The 17,975-nt window shown below is 38.5% G+C and carries 15 protein-coding genes; 1 reads left to right on the forward strand and 14 read right to left on the reverse strand.

The window, feature by feature from the left end; genetic code table 11:
• Positions 1–44: 44 nt before the first annotated feature.
• From fabG to ACFVT8_RS11140, 14 genes are all read right to left on the reverse strand, one after another.
• Complete coding sequence (fabG, locus tag ACFVT8_RS11075; RefSeq protein ID WP_387079935.1) at positions 45–791, reverse strand: 3-oxoacyl-[acyl-carrier-protein] reductase; 747 nt, start codon at positions 789–791, stop codon at positions 45–47.
• Positions 784–1,737, reverse strand: coding sequence for an ACP S-malonyltransferase (fabD, locus tag ACFVT8_RS11080; protein WP_387079934.1), 954 nt, complete (start codon positions 1,735–1,737; stop codon positions 784–786). The genes fabG and fabD overlap by 8 nt, the downstream gene beginning before the upstream one ends.
• Before the next feature lie 330 nt (positions 1,738–2,067).
• The gene (gene plsX, locus ACFVT8_RS11085) at positions 2,068–3,060 is read right to left on the reverse strand and encodes a phosphate acyltransferase PlsX (protein WP_387079933.1); all 993 of its coding nucleotides are present in this window, start codon (positions 3,058–3,060) and stop codon (positions 2,068–2,070) included.
• A 2-nt stretch (positions 3,061–3,062) separates the two neighbouring features.
• The gene (gene fapR / locus ACFVT8_RS11090) at positions 3,063–3,635 is read right to left on the reverse strand and encodes a transcription factor FapR (RefSeq protein ID WP_387081480.1); all 573 of its coding nucleotides are present in this window, start codon (positions 3,633–3,635) and stop codon (positions 3,063–3,065) included.
• 129 nt (positions 3,636–3,764) lie between these two features.
• Positions 3,765–5,810, reverse strand: a complete 2,046-nt coding sequence (recG, locus tag ACFVT8_RS11095; RefSeq protein WP_387079931.1) for an ATP-dependent DNA helicase RecG — start codon at positions 5,808–5,810, stop codon at positions 3,765–3,767.
• A 425-nt stretch (positions 5,811–6,235) separates the two neighbouring features.
• Complete coding sequence (gene sdaAA, locus ACFVT8_RS11100; protein ID WP_387079929.1) at positions 6,236–7,147, reverse strand: L-serine ammonia-lyase, iron-sulfur-dependent, subunit alpha; 912 nt, start codon at positions 7,145–7,147, stop codon at positions 6,236–6,238.
• Between the two features lie 14 nt (positions 7,148–7,161).
• Positions 7,162–7,824: an L-serine ammonia-lyase, iron-sulfur-dependent subunit beta gene (sdaAB, locus tag ACFVT8_RS11105; protein ID WP_387079927.1), complete on the reverse strand. Its 663-nt coding sequence runs from the start codon at positions 7,822–7,824 to the stop codon at positions 7,162–7,164.
• 349 nt (positions 7,825–8,173) lie between these two features.
• Positions 8,174–9,823 (reverse strand): DAK2 domain-containing protein, encoded by a 1,650-nt coding sequence (locus tag ACFVT8_RS11110; protein WP_387079925.1) that lies wholly within the window; start codon positions 9,821–9,823, stop codon positions 8,174–8,176.
• Positions 9,824–9,841: 18 nt separating this feature from the next.
• Positions 9,842–10,201, reverse strand: a complete 360-nt coding sequence (locus ACFVT8_RS11115) for an Asp23/Gls24 family envelope stress response protein (protein WP_053483333.1) — start codon at positions 10,199–10,201, stop codon at positions 9,842–9,844.
• A gap of 120 nt (positions 10,202–10,321) precedes the next feature.
• A complete protein-coding gene (locus ACFVT8_RS11120) occupies positions 10,322–11,515 on the reverse strand; it encodes a diguanylate cyclase (protein ID WP_387079923.1) in 1,194 nt (397 codons plus the stop codon).
• 277 nt (positions 11,516–11,792) lie between these two features.
• Positions 11,793–13,397 carry a M20/M25/M40 family metallo-hydrolase gene (locus ACFVT8_RS11125; RefSeq protein WP_387079921.1) on the reverse strand — a complete coding sequence of 535 codons (1,605 nt, stop codon included), beginning with the start codon at positions 13,395–13,397 and terminating at the stop codon, positions 11,793–11,795.
• 42 nt (positions 13,398–13,439) lie between these two features.
• Positions 13,440–14,873 carry an amino acid permease gene (locus ACFVT8_RS11130; RefSeq protein ID WP_387081478.1) on the reverse strand — a complete coding sequence of 478 codons (1,434 nt, stop codon included), beginning with the start codon at positions 14,871–14,873 and terminating at the stop codon, positions 13,440–13,442.
• Between the two features lie 392 nt (positions 14,874–15,265).
• On the reverse strand, positions 15,266–16,027 hold the full coding sequence (locus ACFVT8_RS11135; protein ID WP_387079919.1) for a dimethylarginine dimethylaminohydrolase family protein: 762 nt from the start codon (positions 16,025–16,027) through the stop codon (positions 15,266–15,268).
• 16 nt (positions 16,028–16,043) lie between these two features.
• Positions 16,044–16,916 carry a dimethylarginine dimethylaminohydrolase family protein gene (locus ACFVT8_RS11140; protein ID WP_387079917.1) on the reverse strand — a complete coding sequence of 291 codons (873 nt, stop codon included), beginning with the start codon at positions 16,914–16,916 and terminating at the stop codon, positions 16,044–16,046.
• A 222-nt stretch (positions 16,917–17,138) separates the two neighbouring features.
• Between ACFVT8_RS11140 and ACFVT8_RS11145 the strand changes: the two genes are divergently transcribed.
• Entirely contained in the window at positions 17,139–17,876 is a 738-nt protein-coding gene (locus tag ACFVT8_RS11145) for an IclR family transcriptional regulator (RefSeq protein ID WP_387079915.1), read from the forward strand.
• Positions 17,877–17,975: the final 99 nt, after the last annotated feature.

The following is a 17,975-nucleotide window of genomic DNA, read 5'->3' on the forward strand; positions in this document are numbered from 1 at the left end:
AAATGATTATACAAAAAATCATTATCTATGACTAATTGAAATTACTACATTACCATGCCGCCGTCTATATGTAACGTTTGACCTGTCATATAGTTAGCATCATCTGAAGCTAGAAAAGCTACTGCCTTTGCGATATCCTCAGGTTGCCCAAGTTTTGCTAGAGGAATTTGCGTAAGCATGCCTTGCTTTAGATCTTCTGGTAGTTGTTCAGTCATTTCAGTTTCAATAAAGCCTGGTGCAATCGCATTTACTAAAATATTACGTGATGCTAATTCCTTTGCAGTTGTTTTAGTTAGCCCAATAACCCCTGCTTTTGCAGCTACGTAATTAGCTTGCCCTGCATTACCAGCTACACCGACAATCGATGAAATATTGATGATACGACCTGCACGTTGCTTCATCATTTGACGTGTTACTGCTTTCGTACAAAGGAAAACGCCTTTTAGGTTGGTATTTAAGACATCATCCCATTCATCTTCTTTCATACGCATTAACAAGTTATCACGTGTAATACCCGCATTATTTACTAAAATATCAAGCGAACCGAATGTTTTCACCGCTGCATCCATTAAAGCTGTAACTTCCTCTGTTTTAGAAACACTCGCTTGTACGGCTATAGCCTCGCCGCCATTCTCTTGAATTGTCGCAACAACTTCTCCTGCCTTTGCTTGTGACCCGCTGTAGTTTACGACAACTTTAGCACCCTCTTCAGCAAGCTTTAATGCAATAGATCGCCCTATTCCTCGTGAAGCACCAGTTACAACCGCTACTTTGCCTTCTAATTTACGCATTAATTGTCCACTCCTTCGCCGCTTCTAGTACAGCCTCCAATGATGCTTCATCATAAACACAGTATGTCGTAACAGATCGATCGATTTTTTTCACTAATCCACTTAATACTTTGCCTGGTCCACACTCAATAAAGACATTCACACCTTGTGCAATCATTTCACGTACAGATGCTTCCCATTGCACGGCACTATATACTTGTTCTACTAACTCATGCTGAATAGCCGGAACATCCTCTAATACTTTCGCCATTACATTGCCGATTACAGGGATTTGCGGAGCTGATAATGATAAATCAGCCAACGCTTCTTTTAATTTTTCAGATGATGGTCGCATTAGCTCTGAATGGAATGGACCACTAACAACTAAAGGAATTGCTCGTTTTGCACCAGCTTCTTTTGCCGCTAAAGAAGCCTTTTCAACGCCTTCTTTTGTACCAGAAATAACGATTTGCCCTGGACAGTTTACATTCGCTACCTGAACTGGCTCACCTGCTGCAGATACTTTTTCAGTTACTTCATGCAGTGCCTCTAGCTCCATCCCTAGAATAGCTGCCATAGCACCTTGCCCTGCAGGTACAGCTTCATTCATATAAAGTCCACGCTTATGCACAACAGAAACTGCATCCTCGAACGATAGCACACCAGCGATTACTAATGCACCGTATTCTCCAAGTGAATGTCCAGCTGCATAATTTGGCATAATACCTGCTACACGTAATTTTTCTGCAACCATCACACCAGTAGTCAAGAGTGCCGGCTGTGCATGGTAAGTCAATGTTAGCTCCTCAGCTGGTCCCTCTAACATAAGCTTAGATAGCTCAAAGCCAAGTGTTTGATTTGCACGCTCATAAAATGCTTTACTTTCTACCGTATTCTCGATAAACTCTTGCCCCATCCCAACCACTTGAGAACCTTGGCCTGGAAAAATAAATGCTATTTTCGTCATTTTTTATTAATCCCCTTTTTAATCTATTATGCCCCGGCATAATTTGCGTCCAGAATCGGCTTTGTGCATGCACAAAGCACTCCTTTCCGATTCCGTGACATCCGCCGCCAACATGATGTTTTTTGCGCGAAAGCGTAGTGCTAACGCAGCGTCAGCAACGTGTTTTTGTCTGTGCAAAAGCGAAGCGACAGCAACACAGCATGATGTTGGTCACTCAGTCGTTGCCACAGGACTTGGCGTTCTTAGACTGAGTTCCTCTATTTCAGCGGATGTCTTTTGTACCGAAAGCGTAGCGACAGGTACAGGTGTTTGGACACCCGCTGAAATAAGTTAATCAATTTCCAAGTGACGTACTGTATCTGTAATCGTCGAGATGACTGTATGCTCAACCATCGTATTTGCTTGGCGGATTGCACTGTATATTGCTTTGGCATTAGATGAGCCATGTGCCTTAATCACAGGTGCTTGTAAACCAAACAAACCTGCACCACCGTACTCTGTGTAGTCCATTTTATTTTTTAGGTCACGCAAATTATTTTTCATAAGCGCTGCCGAAATTTTCGTTTTTGTTGAAGACATAAATGCCTCTTTTAGCATTGAAAATAACGCGCCAGCAGTACCTTCTATCGATTTCAGCACCATATTACCTGTAAAGCCATCTGTGACAACAACGTCCGCTACCCCTTCAAGTAAATCTCGAGCTTCTACGTTACCGATAAAGTTTAAATCCGCTTCTTTTAATAATCCGAAAGCTGCCTTCGTTAATTCATTTCCTTTTTTATCCTCAGTACCGATGTTTAACAAGCCGATACGTGGCTTTTGTAAACCGCCTACCTTTTTCGCATAAATATCGCCCATAATCGCATATTGCAATAAATGCTCAGGTCGCGCATCTGCATTTGCCCCTAAATCAAGCATTAAAAAGCCCTTACCGTCTAAAGTAGGCAGTGTAGTAGCTAGAGCAGGTCTAGCAATTCCCTCAATGCGCCCTACTTTAAATAAGCCTCCTGCCATTAAAGCACCTGTATTACCTGCTGACAGACAAGCATCCGCCTGTCCTTCTTCAACAGCATCCATCATTCGTGCCATTGATGAGTCCTTTTTACGACGAACAGCTCGTGCTGGATCGTCAGTTCCTTCGACAACTTCATCACAATTTACTATCGTTAATCGATCATGTATTTTTAAAAATGGTTCAAGCTTTTGCTGCTGACCATATAATTGAATTTCTAAATTTGGGATTTGCTCTAATGCTAATAAAGCACCTTCAACAACTGATTTTGGTGCGTTGTCTCCACCCATTCCATCAAGCGCTAATTTCATTGTTATTCACCTTTACCTTTCGTGCGGTACATATCAAATTCACCAACAAAAACTGTTTCACCGTTAACAGTGGACGTTAACTCTACTTTTGTACGATGACTCTCTTCATCACGTCCGATAACGATTGCTTTTGTAATAACACGATCTCCAGCTCTAACAGGTTTCACAAAGGTAATGTTAGAATGTACTGTCAATGCTAGTTCGTCGTCAATAACTGCTACCGCTAATGAGTTTGCCTGCGCAAACAAATGATGTCCACGTGCGATGCCATTGCGCTGAAAAACATGCTCTTCTTTTACGTCAAAAATAGATAATGCACGATTATCCAATTCAATATCAATTATTTCTCCGATTACTTCATCAATCGGTAGCGATTTCACTTCATTTTCATAAGTTTTAGAAGCAACATCTTTAATTCGTTCTCGTAATTCTGGAATCGCTAATTCCATACGATCTAAACGAATTGTTTGGACACTAACCTGAAACTGTGTTGCTAGCTGTTCATCTGTGACGAATGGATTATCAGCTATCGTTTCGGATAATAGTCGCTGTCGCTCTTTTTTCGTTCGTCTCAACATCATTCGCCACCTTTTTAGTTGTTATTAGCACTTGGTACTAATATCAGTATATAGAGTATAAAAAAAGAATGCAAGACTTGTTTTAAAACAAGTGCCCACATTCTTGATTGAGCAACCAATATTCATTTAATCGAAGCGATCTCCTTGTAAAACGCCTGAATTTTCAAGCATTTCACGCAAATATTTGTACTCATCATCATGCCAAAACGCATCCTTCTCAAGCATATCCGTTGCATCTTTTCTCGCAGTTTCTAGTATGCGATAATCGTGCACTAAATCCGCTACTTTAAAATCAGGCAAACCACTTTGTTTACGCCCAAAGAAATCACCTGGACCACGTAATTCCAAATCCTTTTCAGCTAGGCGGAAGCCATCATTCGTTTCTGTCATCGACTGCATTCGCTCTTTACCTTCGTCGGATTTTGGATCAGCTAGCAACACACAATACGACTGATGTTCACCACGCCCAACACGCCCACGTAGCTGATGCAACTGAGCTAAGCCGAAGCGTTCAGCGTCATAAATAATCATAAAAGTTGCATTCGGTACGTTAACCCCAACCTCAACAACAGTTGTAGACACGAGCACATGAATAGTTCCCTCACTAAAGGCTCGCATGACAGCGTCTTTTTCATCCGCGGATAGACGACCATGCATTAATCCGACATTGTAACGCCCATTAAAATATGCTGCAAGCTGCTCATAGATTTCTACTGCATTTTGTACATCTAGCTTGTCTGATTCCTCGATTAGTGGACAGATAGCATAAGCTTGTCTACCTGCAGCAAGCTCTAATTCTAGCTTTGACATAACAGAGCCAAATTGCTCTTTTTTCATCCAATGCGTTTCAATTTGCTTACGCCCCGCTGGCATTTCATCTATCATCGAAACATCCATTTCTCCAAACGCTGTAATCGCGAGTGTACGCGGTATTGGTGTCGCCGTCATAAAGAGTACATCTGGATTTTCTCCTTTATCACGCAATATTCTACGTTGCTCTACACCAAAACGATGCTGTTCATCTGTTATAACAAAACCAAGCTTGTAAAAAACGACATCAGGCTGAATAAGCGCATGTGTACCAATTAATATATCTATGTCACCGTTTGCCAGTTCTTCTAAAAGTAAACGACGTTCCTTTGCCTTCGTCGATCCTGATAGCAAAGCTACACGTACACCAAATGGCTCAAACCATTCCTGTAAATTTTCAGCATGTTGCTCAGCTAAAATTTCCGTCGGCGCCATTAACGCTCCTTGAAAACCAGCAGTTACAGCTGCATATAAACATATTGCCGCAACAACAGTTTTCCCCGACCCTACATCACCTTGAAGTAAGCGGTTCATACGATGTGGCTCTTTCAAATCTTTGCAAATTTCATTGACGACGCGTTTTTGTGCGCCCGTTAATTCATAGGGTAATGATTCAATAAATGCACGTAACTTTTGCAAATCAAACTGTATAACTGTACCGCGCTCACTATCTTTTCTAATTTTACGTAACGCTTGGATGCGTACTTGAAAGTTTAGTAACTCTTCATAGGCAAAGCGTCTTCTAGCTTGTTTCGCATGTCCTGCATCAATAGGGAAATGAATTCCCTCAAGCCCATCATGCATTGTAGCTAGCTTATAATTAGCTTGTAAACGCTGTGGAATTGCATCAGGTATCTCTGCCCCAAACTCATCTAGCGCTTGTCTCATATATTTACGAAAACGCTTTTGCGGAATCAACCCTTTAAGACTATAAACAGGTTCAAAGTCAACCTGATCTGTTTTCGGACCAAACGAAACAGAAGTCCCATTGATCACTTGTCTGCCGCGGTCCCATTTACCTGTAACGGTAATAATAGCTCCCGGTACAAGCTTCTGCTTCAAATAGCCTTGATTAAAAAAAACAACCTTGACTAAATGACGGCCTGCCAGCACCGTGACTTGTAATCGAGATTTATTGCGACCTAAAAACAATACTGTCGGTTCGCGTTCCACTTTACACTCAACAGTGACACGTTCATTATGCGGTGTTTGTGCTAAATCCTTTAAACGAAAATCTTCATGTCGATGCGGAAACGTCCATAACAAATCCGCGATCGTCTCGATGCCCAATGTCTCTAAATGTCCTGCTGTTTCTTTCCCGATACCTTTTAAATCAGTCACGGGACTCGTTAAATCAGTCACCTTGCACGACAGCTCCTCCAATTTTTTCCACCGCCAGTACTATAGTCATTCGTATAACCATACTATTTTTCAGCATATGAGTTTTCCCCTTTCTTACGATTACTCTTAGCCTTTCATAATAATGTTGTTTGCATTTAACACTTTTGAATAAATCATACTAAGCATTTTATATATTCAATATCATTATATAACTTTTCATTTTCAGTAAGATAGCAATTCAATTGATTAATAGTTAATTATATCGCAAGAATAATCACTTTTTCATCCTAATACATTTTCTTGCTGATACTCCCTATTCTAGGCTCATCACCATAACGTGTGGTTGATTTCCGTTCCGGCTGGGCACTTTCCTTGGCTTTTCACCTACACCATGTAGAACCTCAAAAAAACACGCCTTCCACTTAGGAAAAGCGTGTTAAATATTTTTATTTTTGAAGTGACTTGATACTTTCTAAATTGCCATTATCAAAAATAGCTTTACTAATAGCTTTACCTGTTGGTGTTGCAGCAAGGCCTCCACGTGCAGTTTCTTTTAAATTCGGGCTCATAGATTGTCCAATGCGATACATCGCACCAATCACTTCGTCACACGGGATGCGACTCGTGACCCCTGCAAGTGCCATATCCGCTGCCACAAGTGAATTTGCCGCTCCCATAGCATTTCGCTTAACACAAGGAACCTCTACTAATCCAGCTACCGGATCACAAACTAGCCCTAGCATATTTTTCAGTGTAATGGCAAATGCTTCTGAACATTGCTGCGGAGTACCGCCAGCCATCTCTACGATCGCTGCCGCTGCCATACCAGCTGCTGAGCCAACCTCTGCTTGACAGCCACCAGCAGCACCTGAAATTGAAGCATTGTTAGCGACAACGAAGCCGAAAGCACCCGAAGTGAATAAAAAACTAATCATTTGCTCACGAGTGGGATTTAGCTTGTTCTTCACTGCAAATAATGTCCCTGGCACAACTCCAGCCGAACCTGCAGTTGGTGTAGCACAAATTGTACCCATAGCCGCATTAACTTCATTTGTTGCAACAGCTTTACTCACCGCGTCTAATAATAAATCTCCCGACAATGAATTGCCTTGCGCAATGTAGTTTTGAAGCAATACTGCGTCACCACCTGTTAATCCCGTTACAGATTTAACACCCTTCAAGCCTCTTTCAACAGCTTCTTCCATCACCGTTAAATTAGTATCCATTTGCTGTATAATTTCTGTTCTAGTGCGTCCAGTAATTAACATTTCCTGCTCAATCATAATTTCTGAAATTAGTTTTCCTTCTTGCTCCGCTCGTTCAACAAGTTCACGAACATTATGAAACAATACGTCCATATTGGGGCACCTCCTTAGTTATTGATTTTAGAAACTTTCGAAATATGTGGTATTAAAGAAATTTGTTGTAATACTTTATCCTCGATGTTTTGATCGACTTCTATCACCATAAGAGCCGTTAAACCTCGTTCAATACGAGAAACCTCCATATGCCCAATGTTGACTGCATGCATTGCTAAGCAATTTGCCACATTAGCAATACAACCAGCACGATCATCGTGTACAACAAGGATTGCTGGCATGCCACCTGTTAGACGTAGTCTGAAGCCATTAACCTCACTCACTTCAATTTTACCGCCACCGATAGAAATACCAACGACAGACATCTCTCCTTCATCATCGCCAATCACAAGGCGAGCTGTATTCGGATGCTCCATGTTTGCTGTTTCTGGAATAAACTCATATTCTAAGCCTGCCTTTTCTGCATCGGCAAAAGCTGTTTTAATCCGCTCATCGAATGTATCGTAATTTAATAGACCACCTACTAAAGCTACATCTGTTCCATGACCTTTATACGTTTCAGCAAACGAACCATACAAGTGTATTTTCGCCCACTTTGGTTGTCTTCCAAATAAATCTCTGGCAACGCGCCCAATTCGTGCGGCACCTGCCGTATGAGAAGAAGATGGACCAATCATCACTGGTCCAATAATATCAAATACTGAAGTAAACTTCATAATAACACCCCTCTATTCTATCCATATAATAATATCGATTTTTTATTTATATCATGCTTGATAGTTACTATAAAAGTAAAGCACTTCTTTATCAACTTTCAGAAGATTTACACGACTATAATTTACACAATGGAAATACTGATTAATTTTGTTTACTCCATATACACAATGATTTCATAACGCTATCGTCCCAGTATTCCCCAATTTATTGTCCTCTGGATACATACAACAAATCATTTATTTTTAGCTAATTTAATAATTTTTTATCCTCTATTCTCCTTGCACCATAAACAAAAGCAGTACACGCATGTGCACTGCTTTGTCTACTTATATGCAAAGTAGCATTTAATTATTCTACTGAAATAATATATGGATATAATCCTTGTTTACCATTAAATAACTCTACTTCAACCTCTGGATATTTCTCTTCAATAAATTTCACTAATTCTGAAGCGTTTTCTTCCGTTGTATCTTCACCATAGATGATTGTAACGATTTCTGCATCTTCATCCACTAAATCAGTAATGACCTTCTCAGCCGCATCTTTTAACGCTGGAGTAGATAATACAATTTTACCTTCCGCAAGAGCCATGAAATCGTCCTTATGAATTTCTACACCATCAATAGATGTATCTCGAACTGCATAAGTTACTTGCCCTGTTTTAACATTTGCAAAAGCTTCTGTCATTGTTGCTTGGTTCATTTCAACTGCCGCTTCTGGATTAAATGATAGAATCGCTGCCATACCTTGAGGGATTGTTTTCGTTGGCACTACAGCCGCTTCTATATCTAAAAGCTCTACTGCTTGTTCTGCTGCCATGACGATATTTTTGTTATTAGGCAAAATTAATACTTTTTCAGCACCAATTTCTTGTACTGCCTTCACAATATCTTCAGTTGAAGGATTCATTGTTTGACCGCCTTCAATCACATAAGAGGCACCAATTGAACGAAGTAGTTCAGCAACTCCCTCGCCCATTGCAATCGTTACAATTGCATATGGATGCTTTTCTGCTTTTTTAGCTGAAGAAGATGCTTTATGATCCTCACCAACAATGGCAGAATGCTGTTCACGCATATTATCGACCTTAATTTTAATAAGACTACCGTATTTTTGACCCATCGCTAAAACAGCGCCCGGTTGCTCAGAATGAATATGCACTTTCGCAATTTCTTCATCTGAAATAACTAGTAAAGAATCACCTAGAGGGTTTAATTCATTGCGGAATTGTTCTTCGCTAAATGGCTCTTTTCCTTCTTCAAAACGTACCATAATTTCTGTACAATAACCAAATTCAATATCCGCAGTATTCATGAAATCTTGTGCTCTATGATGCTCTGCATTAATTAAATCATCTAAAGTTGCTTCATTTTTCACCGGTAATGGCTCGCCTTTTAAGGATGCTAAAAATCCTTCATACACAAATTGAAGACCTTGACCGCCACTATCTACAACCCCTACTTCTTTTAGAACAGGTAGAAGCTCAGGTGTACGTTCCAATGAAGCCTGTGCTTCAGCAGTAAATGCTTCCATCACCGCAATGATATCAGTTTCAGTTTCTGCCACTTCTACACCTTTTTTCGCCGCTTCACGTGCAACTGTTAAAATTGTTCCTTCAACCGGCTTCATTACTGCTTTATAGGCAGTTTCAACGCCTGCTTGGAAGGCACCCGCAAAGCCCTTGGCATCAATTGTCGCTTCTTTTTCGATAAATTTACCAAAGCCACGGAATAACTGCGATAAAATAACGCCAGAATTCCCGCGTGCTCCCATAAGTAAACCTTTTGATAAAGCTTGAGCTGTTTTGCCGATATGTTCTGATGCATGAAGCTCCGTTTCCTTTGCCCCAGATGTCATCGATAAGTTCATATTCGTTCCTGTATCACCATCTGGTACTGGAAATACATTTAATGAATCAACATAATTTGCATTTTGGAATAGGTGATGGGCACCCATTTGCACCATTTCTGCAAACTTTATTCCGTCTAAAGACTGCATTCGATTTTGTTCCTCCTCTTAATTCGCTACACGAACGCCCTGCACAAAAATATTGACAGATTTTACGCTCATACCTAATGTTTTATCCACTGTATATTTCACTTTCGATTGTACTTGATAAGCAACTTCCGAAATTTTAGTCCCGTAACTAACAATAATGTACATATCAATATGTAAATCGTCGTCTTGTTTTCGAATAACAACACCTTTAGCAAAATTTTCTTTACGTAAAATATCAGTTAGACCATCACGAATTTGATGTTTAGATGCCATGCCAACAATACCGTAGCATTCTACAGCAGCGCCACCAGCTATTTGTGCAAGTACATCTGTTGAAATATCAATTTGGCCGAATTCATTGTTTAATTCAATTGACATAGAAATGCCCCCTTGGCTCTTTTTGACTAAATTATATTGTAACACTTTCGTTATACATTAAGCAACCTTGGAAGGCATGAAAGCGCACTGTATCAACGTTTTCTGACATTATAAAGGTAATCATACGTCTTTATTGAAATTTCCATTTTTTCTAAAAAAGTTGTTACGACCGATTTGTTTTGCTGTGTATAATGCTTCATCGGCTAATACACAACATGCTTTCAATTGCTCGCTATTCGAGATTTTAGCATGACACATCCCGATGCTAACCGTTACAATATCAGCTACTTCCGAACGTTCATGACGAATATTTAAGTTGCGCACTTCCTCTAATATTTCCTCACAAACATGCTCTGAAAACTTTGCGGCATGCTGACTAACGATCACGAACTCTTCGCCTCCCCACCGCGCTGCAAATGCATTATACTTTTCTGCTATTTCAACTAATAAAGTAGCCACCTTTATCAATGCTTCGTCACCTTGTAAATGACCGTAATAATCATTTAAATTTTTAAAGAAATCAATATCAATCATCATGACTGATAAAGATGTTGGTTTACTAAGTTGTTGCCCTATTTGTGTCAATTTATTATTAAAGGCTCGTCTATTAGGCAAATTTGTCAACGTGTCCCGAAGCACTTGCTCTGATAGTTCATTATTTTTCTCAGCTAATAATTTTGACAAATTCTTAGATTTTGTCATTTCTTCTTGTAATAAAATATGTTGCTTCGTAATTTTACTTTGAACTTTATAAGTATGACGCTGAATCATTAGCCCTATGGGAATAATAAGGGACATCGGTAAAAATATTTTAATACTTTCACCTGATATTCCAACACTCAAATAAGCACTTATTAAAATTGGCGACACCGTTATTAACATAATCCAAAAAATTTTCAGGAAAGGGATAGCAAAAACAGTGCAAATCAATAAAAACAGCACCTCATAAAGAGCCGTATGTTTAAAAAAATAAACGTCCATTACGGTTATGACAGTAATTAATAACAATATTGTATAGATGTAAACAAGTAAGATCGTTTCGTATTTTCGTAAATTAAGAGATGTTACCTTAAGTTTCTTTTCTTTTACAAATAATAACACCGCTAAATCTATATAAAACAATATAATGTGAATGCCTATATAAGCTGGCACCATCTCTCTTTCTGTTTTTGTAAAGAAGACCTCACCATAATGAATAATTGTAATGATGGCTATTACATACATCAATGTCCATGCTACTGTTCGCATTCTCATTAAATTATATTGAAGCATTTCTATTTGAATAGAGAGAGTTAGCCTTTCTTGATTTTCCATAACTTCCGCTCCTAATAACGACTTGCAATAATTAGTCCTATTTTTATCGTCTAAATAATTAAAAATACAAGTAGTCTTTGTAAAATTATTAATCAATAATGCCGAGGCATTATTGCGTTCGGAATCGGCTTTGTATGTACAAAATGATCTCTACTTTTTAAAAAAGCTCAAAAAACCTACCATATTGCTTGGCAGGTTTTTGTAGTCAAAAGTGAAGTGCTAACGTAGAGACGAACGATAAGACGGGTTTCCCCTATTTATTTGAATCACTTTTTTATTAAAATAGGCTTTTTATAAGCGTATCAAGCATCACTGGCATTTCCTTAAATGCGCTATCCACATGTAATCTTTCTGTCTTTTGATGGGCGTCCTTGCCAAAAGGTCCAACGTTTAAAACAGGACCCTGTAGTTCGGACATAGCTTCAAATGGAATACTATACGTGTCCCCCCATACTGGTGTATTTCGCTCGAATGCTGTCCATTCGTTTGAGTCATCCGAGTAATTGACATAGCTCAAATCACAAATACCATTAAAATAGTGAATTTGCTCCACTTCAATATTAAATGTTTTTGCTGTTTTCTTCATTAATTCAATCGATTGAATTATAAGGGGATTATCGGATGAATTAATCGCCGGATAGTAAGGTGGAGCATATAATAGCACTGTCGCTGGCGTAAGTTCCTGGCAACGAATCATTAGCTGATCCACGATGCGAATAGATTTCTCACGATCGTCCCATGCACTATTTTCAAGAACTTGACTTTTTATTACATTTACTTCCTCAGCGCCTAATTTCTTGATCGCATACTCTAAAAGTGCCTCGTAACGAAGTACTTTTACTTCACCTACACCATTTACCTTTTCTCGCTCACAAATTCGTTTATATTGATCATTGCAAGCTGACATTGCTTCCAATGCCACTTGTTCAAAAATATCCATTACTTCCGATGCTGTGCGCTTTAATAAAAACACATTGTAAAGGGCTGCTGCACGATATGGTGTTTGTGTAGAATACTCCATTTTCAAATCTTTTAATTGTAAGGATACTGGTAATGGTGTACTTTCGCCAAGATCTATTTCACGAAAAATTGGATTCCACTCCATATGCTGCGTCATGTATGAAGCAATAAAATTCGCTGTCATTCCTTTTAATGGCTCACCCACATGTGTCTCTTTTCCGTAAAATAAGGTAGCAGGCATAATTTTGCCGATAGTTCCTGAATAAATATATTCATTGATATCTGCTGGGCCTTGTGAAAAAGAAGGCTCACTATTTAAAAATAGTTTATAAGAGAGTCCATGCTGTTCACGAAGTCTGACAAGCTCAACAACCGCTGCACGCATACCAGCAGAATTTACTTCTTCATCTGGCACAGCCGTTAAAATAAGATTGATTGGCCATTCTTCGACACTCGCCTTTTCAATCAACTGCATATGCAAAGCAAGCCCCATTTTCATATCCATCGTCCCACGACCAAATAAATAATTACCTGATTCCAAATCAATTCTTGCCGCTTCCGGTAAATCCTTTTTGTATTTAGGTTCCATTAGCTTTTTTGTCAGCTCTTCAGGATAGAAGGCTAATGGCTCCAGCTCACCGTATTCTTCAGTATGAACCGTATCAAAATGACTAATTAACACAACTGTTTCCGTTGCAGATGGATGCTTATACAAGGCAGTCACAGCATTGCGCTCAAGGCCCGCATCATGTAATTCAACAAACTCTGGATTTTTCTGAAAATAAGAAAGCGTTTGCAATTTATTTTTTAATTTATAGGCAAATTCATGTTCACCTTTTGTTAATGTCCTACTTTCCCAACTGACAATTTCACATAATAATGCACGTAGCTTTTCCGATGTATTCCAAAGATAAACATTCATAAAAATTCTCCTTTACCCGATCTTCTCAACACAGAATACATATCAATGTATATCAAGTGATTCCTCATTTTTCATTTCAACCTTAGAAGAAACTTTATTTGTTTTACTCAATTTTAATTTATAGAAAATCATGCAAGCGATAAAGAATCCAATACCATATAGTAAACCAACCCTTTGTGTTGGATCGAATGCTAAAAAGACAAGAATTAGCATGCAAAAACTAATACAGAACACTGGAATCAATGGATAAAATGCCGTTTTAAATTTCAAGTCAGCTACATCTCCACCTGCTTTCACAAAACGATATCGGAACATCAATTGAGATGCGCAAATTCCCATCCATGAAATTGTTACAGAAATTCCTGCAATAGACATGAGTAAAACAAATACTGCATCTGCTTCCATCACGCTCGTTAATAAAGAAAGTAGCGAAAAAAGCATCGTGAAAATGAGTGCATTTAATGGCACTTTATTTTTCGTTAGTCGTCCAAATAATTTAGGAGCCATTCCCTCTTTTGACATCGACCATAATAAACGTGTTGAAGCATATAGGCATGAATTACCTACCGATAATATCGCCGTTAAAATAACAAAGTTCATGATACTAGCAGCGTATGGAACGCCAGCTAAATTCATCAATGTGACAAAAGGACTTTCCAGTAGTCCAAGCTCCGATGACGGGAATATGGCAGATAAAACGATAATAGAAGCAATATAGAAAACAATAATTCTAAATAAAATTGTTCTTATTGCCCGAGGAATATTTTTTTCTGGATTTTCAGTTTCTCCTGCTGCAATACCGACAAGTTCAGAACCTTGATAGGAAAAGATAACATTCATCATTGTGACAAATATAATCGTAATACCGGCCGGGAATAATCCAGACGGTGCTAAATTCGTAAAATGTGGAGTTGGTCGATCTGCTAACGGAATCAATCCAAAGATTGCTGCAACTCCTATAACGATAAATGCAATCACCGCAATGACTTTAATGCTTGCAAACCAAAATTCTGCTTCTGCAAAGCCCCTAGTTGTCAATGCATTTAAAGTAAATAATAGCACCATAAATACGGTACACCATATCCAAATAGGGACTTGAGGGAACCAATGTTGCATCAAAATTCCCGCTGCAGTAAATTCTACCCCCGCTGTGGCAGCTGACCCGACAAAATACATCCATCCTAAAGAAAATCCTGCTGAAGGACTAATAAAACGTGTTGCATAGGTTTGGAAAGAACCAGTTACAGGCATGTAAACAGCTAATTCTCCAAGACAATTCATGACCATGTACAATATTAAGCCACCAAATATATAACCAATTAACGCTCCCCCAGGACCAGCTTGATTAATTGTATAGCCAACATTTAAAAATAGTCCTGTTCCAATAACTCCACCGAGCGATAGCATTAATAAATGACGACTCTTCATTGAACGGTTTAATTGATTATCTTGCCGTTGTTCCCCTTTACTCAACATCCATCCCCACTCTCTAGTTGTTATTAATATATCGAATATTCTGATAAAATTTCTACTAAAGTACCCAATCAATTTATAAGAGATAAATTGATTGGGTACTTTTACATTAAAATCAATTATGCCTCGGCATAATTGTAGCTGACGCTTTGCTTTCGCTACAGAAACCATTTGCCACTGTCGCTTTGCTTTCGCGCAGATAAACAATGCGGCAGGAATCGGCTTTGTTCTTAGGCCTGCGTGATGCAGATCAGTTAGCCATTATCGCATGGATGCGATGATTTTAGGCTAACATCCTTTAAGAGCTCCATTCCGATTCCGTGACATCCGCCGGAGGCTTTGGGCCAACGTGATGTTGGTCACTCAGTGGATGTTTTTACACCCGCTGAAAGAAGTTAAAAACGTAATGACAAGCAGCTTAGTCCACCATCATGTTTTCTAAATTCAGTCATTTCAAGCTCAATTGTTTGGTAGCCTAGATCATTTAATTTACGATTTGTTTCTGGATACCCCGCTGGAATAATGACATAATCATTTACTTGAATACAGTTTGCTGAATACTCATCTTCTTTTGGAATAATAATTTTTTCATAGGATTCGAATGCAGGATGATCGATGAACTCTCCTGCTAGCACCATACGATTATCACCAACATATGCAATGCCCGTTTTTAAATGGAAAAATTCATTTAACGGAATAATCGTTGCCTCATAGCCTTCTTTTTCAACGATTTCTTTAAATTGTCGAGCGCCTTCTTCATTAGTGCGGTCAGAGATGCCGACATAAAATTTCTTTTCTGCCTGTAATACATCTCCACCATCAAGTGTTCCTGGACCTTCGATATAATATAAATTTTCATAGAACTTTTTAACAGCTGGTTCAATTTCCTCAATCTCACGATTACGAGCATCTGCACCTGGATTTGAAATAATGGCAAATTCAGGTGTTAAAACAGCTGTATCCTCTACGAATGTGGAATCTGGAAAAGCTTCATTCGCTGGAATCTGTGTAACCTCTACGCCACATGTCTTTAAAGCTTCTATATATTTTTCATGCTGCTCAAATAATTTTTCTAAAATCGGTTTTCCTAAGTCACTAGTCGTTAAGCCATTTAAATAGCTATTTCCTGGATTTTTTACAATAACATTTTTAAACATTTTACTCCATCTCCTTTTATCCTCTTACTACTGGGCAAGTTAGACATGTTGGTCCACCTGTTCCTTTTATCGAAATTTCATTACCTTCATATTCATAAACCGTTGCGCCTGCATTAAGTAATTGTTGCTTTGTAATTAGATTTCCTTTTGGAATAATACATACTCTAGGTGCAAGTGCTAATACGTTACAGCCTAGCGCATTATACTCTTCTTTCGGAACTTCAATTAATTGAATACCTCGTTCGATTAAAAGCTGTCTGAAAAAAACTGGCATTAATCTTGAATGTACAACCGCCAAATCCTTGTCCACCATACTAATGAAGGACATTAAGTGTAAACATTCTGCTTCACCTAAATCATGTGGTAGCTGTACAACAATGAATTCATCGACAATATCCTTGGTCATGTCTTTTAGCTGTCGAATAGCTTCATCATTCGTTCGATATCCTCGACCTACAACAAGTGTACGATCATCAAGCCAAATAATATCGCCACCATCTGATACAGCCCCTTCAGTCAATTCCCCGATAAGCGGAATACCCTTTTCCTTTAAAAAAGCTTTATAAACCGCTGCTTCTGGCTGTCTTAATTTTTTGCCAGATTTCAAGATAATGGCACCATTTGGTGTGAATTTTACAGGATCATGTGCATACAGCGAATCCAATCCTATTTCATCTGATTCTGGTAAAAAATCAATTTTCTCAACATACTTTTCTAGAATGCTCATAAATTCAGCATATTCTTTCAGAGCCTCATCATAATTAGGTTCTGATAAGTAGTTAAATGTTTTCCATTCATCACTTAGATGCTCTTGGCTTCGGAAAGCATCTTTTGGATGTTTTACTATTACGTGTTTCAAAGGTGCATACATTGATGAACAATAATGCATTCCTTTCACCCCTTTTCCGTGTAGTGGAAAACGTTTCCGTATAGAGGAAAGTTTATATGAAAAATATATGTGTTTTAAGGTATACTGTCAATATATTTAGAAAAATTTCTATATTCATTCTTTTTTCAGTTAGGAAACATAATGAGTTAGAGATTCATGATTATGTAGCTAGACGTAGACAAGGATTAAAAATAAAATAAATGAAGGAGAGGTGGGTCATCCATGCAATTATTAGAACGAGCTATGACAATCGCAAAAGTTTTAGCTTCTGCAAGCGAAAACAGCTTGTCCATTTCAGAGCTTTCGGCAAAATGCAATTTACCACTTAGTACATTACATAGAATTTTAAAAGCGATGATTAAGGAAGGTATGATTGAACAAGACGATCAAACTAAACAATATCGACTCGGTACAATATGGATGGAACTTGGCTTACAAGTGTATGATACGATGGACTACATTAGTAAAATTAGACCAGAATTAGAGCGTTTAGCAAGAGAAGTCGAGGAAAGTGTCTATTTAAGTAAGCCAGCTGGTTTAGATACAATTATTATCGAAAGAATAGACAGTGCAGCTAATCCAATTCGTATTTACGATCAGTTAGGAATTCGTATACCGATGCATATCGGGGCTGCAAATAAGGCAATATTAGCCACAATTCCATTTTCTCAAGCAAGGGAAATTATTGAACAGCTTATTCCTCATGAAGAAATCGCTGAATTTGAGGCACAGCTTGAGCAAATAAGACTACATGGATTTGCTATTAGTCACGGGGAAAGAACAGCAGGAACATCCTCCATTGCAGTTTCTATTTTAAATGGTTTCAATGAAGTAGTCGGTGCAGTAAGTATAGGATTTGTTAGCTTTAACGTATCAGCAGAACATATTAATACCCTTACAGAGCGTTTAGTGGAAACTGGTAAACATGTTTCTAGGAAGCTTGGCTACCGAGGGAAATAAAGTGAAGCTATAATCAGGCGTTAATGTGCGTAAAAATCGAACTACTATATACCAGAAATTGTATTACCTAGGTATTTACATCCATTATTTAACAAGTGT

Source organism: Lysinibacillus sp. NPDC058147, from assembly GCF_042884205.1.
In the GTDB taxonomy this organism is placed as follows: Bacteria; Bacillota; Bacilli; order Bacillales_A; family Planococcaceae; genus Lysinibacillus.

What these genes read in the sequence shown, in the direction of transcription:
- fabG (WP_387079935.1), bottom strand. Translation starts at nt 791, where the DNA reads ATGCGTAAATTAGAAGGCAAAGTAGCGGTTGTAACTGGTGCTTCACGA.
- fabD (WP_387079934.1), bottom strand. Translation starts at nt 1,737, where the DNA reads ATGACGAAAATAGCATTTATTTTTCCAGGCCAAGGTTCTCAAGTGGTT.
- plsX (WP_387079933.1), bottom strand. Translation starts at nt 3,060, where the DNA reads ATGAAATTAGCGCTTGATGGAATGGGTGGAGACAACGCACCAAAATCA.
- sdaAA (WP_387079929.1), bottom strand. Translation starts at nt 7,147, where the DNA reads ATGGACGTATTGTTTCATAATGTTCGTGAACTTGTTGAACGAGCGGAG.
- sdaAB (WP_387079927.1), bottom strand. Translation starts at nt 7,824, where the DNA reads ATGAAGTTTACTTCAGTATTTGATATTATTGGACCAGTGATGATTGGT.
- ACFVT8_RS11110 (WP_387079925.1), bottom strand. Translation starts at nt 9,823, where the DNA reads ATGCAGTCTTTAGACGGAATAAAGTTTGCAGAAATGGTGCAAATGGGT.
- ACFVT8_RS11115 (WP_053483333.1), bottom strand. Translation starts at nt 10,201, where the DNA reads ATGTCAATTGAATTAAACAATGAATTCGGCCAAATTGATATTTCAACA.
- ACFVT8_RS11120 (WP_387079923.1), bottom strand. Translation starts at nt 11,515, where the DNA reads ATGGAAAATCAAGAAAGGCTAACTCTCTCTATTCAAATAGAAATGCTT.
- ACFVT8_RS11125 (WP_387079921.1), bottom strand. Translation starts at nt 13,397, where the DNA reads ATGAATGTTTATCTTTGGAATACATCGGAAAAGCTACGTGCATTATTA.
- ACFVT8_RS11130 (WP_387081478.1), bottom strand. Translation starts at nt 14,873, where the DNA reads ATGTTGAGTAAAGGGGAACAACGGCAAGATAATCAATTAAACCGTTCA.
- ACFVT8_RS11135 (WP_387079919.1), bottom strand. Translation starts at nt 16,027, where the DNA reads ATGTTTAAAAATGTTATTGTAAAAAATCCAGGAAATAGCTATTTAAAT.
- ACFVT8_RS11140 (WP_387079917.1), bottom strand. Translation starts at nt 16,916, where the DNA reads ATGCATTATTGTTCATCAATGTATGCACCTTTGAAACACGTAATAGTA.
- ACFVT8_RS11145 (WP_387079915.1), top strand. Translation starts at nt 17,139, where the DNA reads ATGCAATTATTAGAACGAGCTATGACAATCGCAAAAGTTTTAGCTTCT.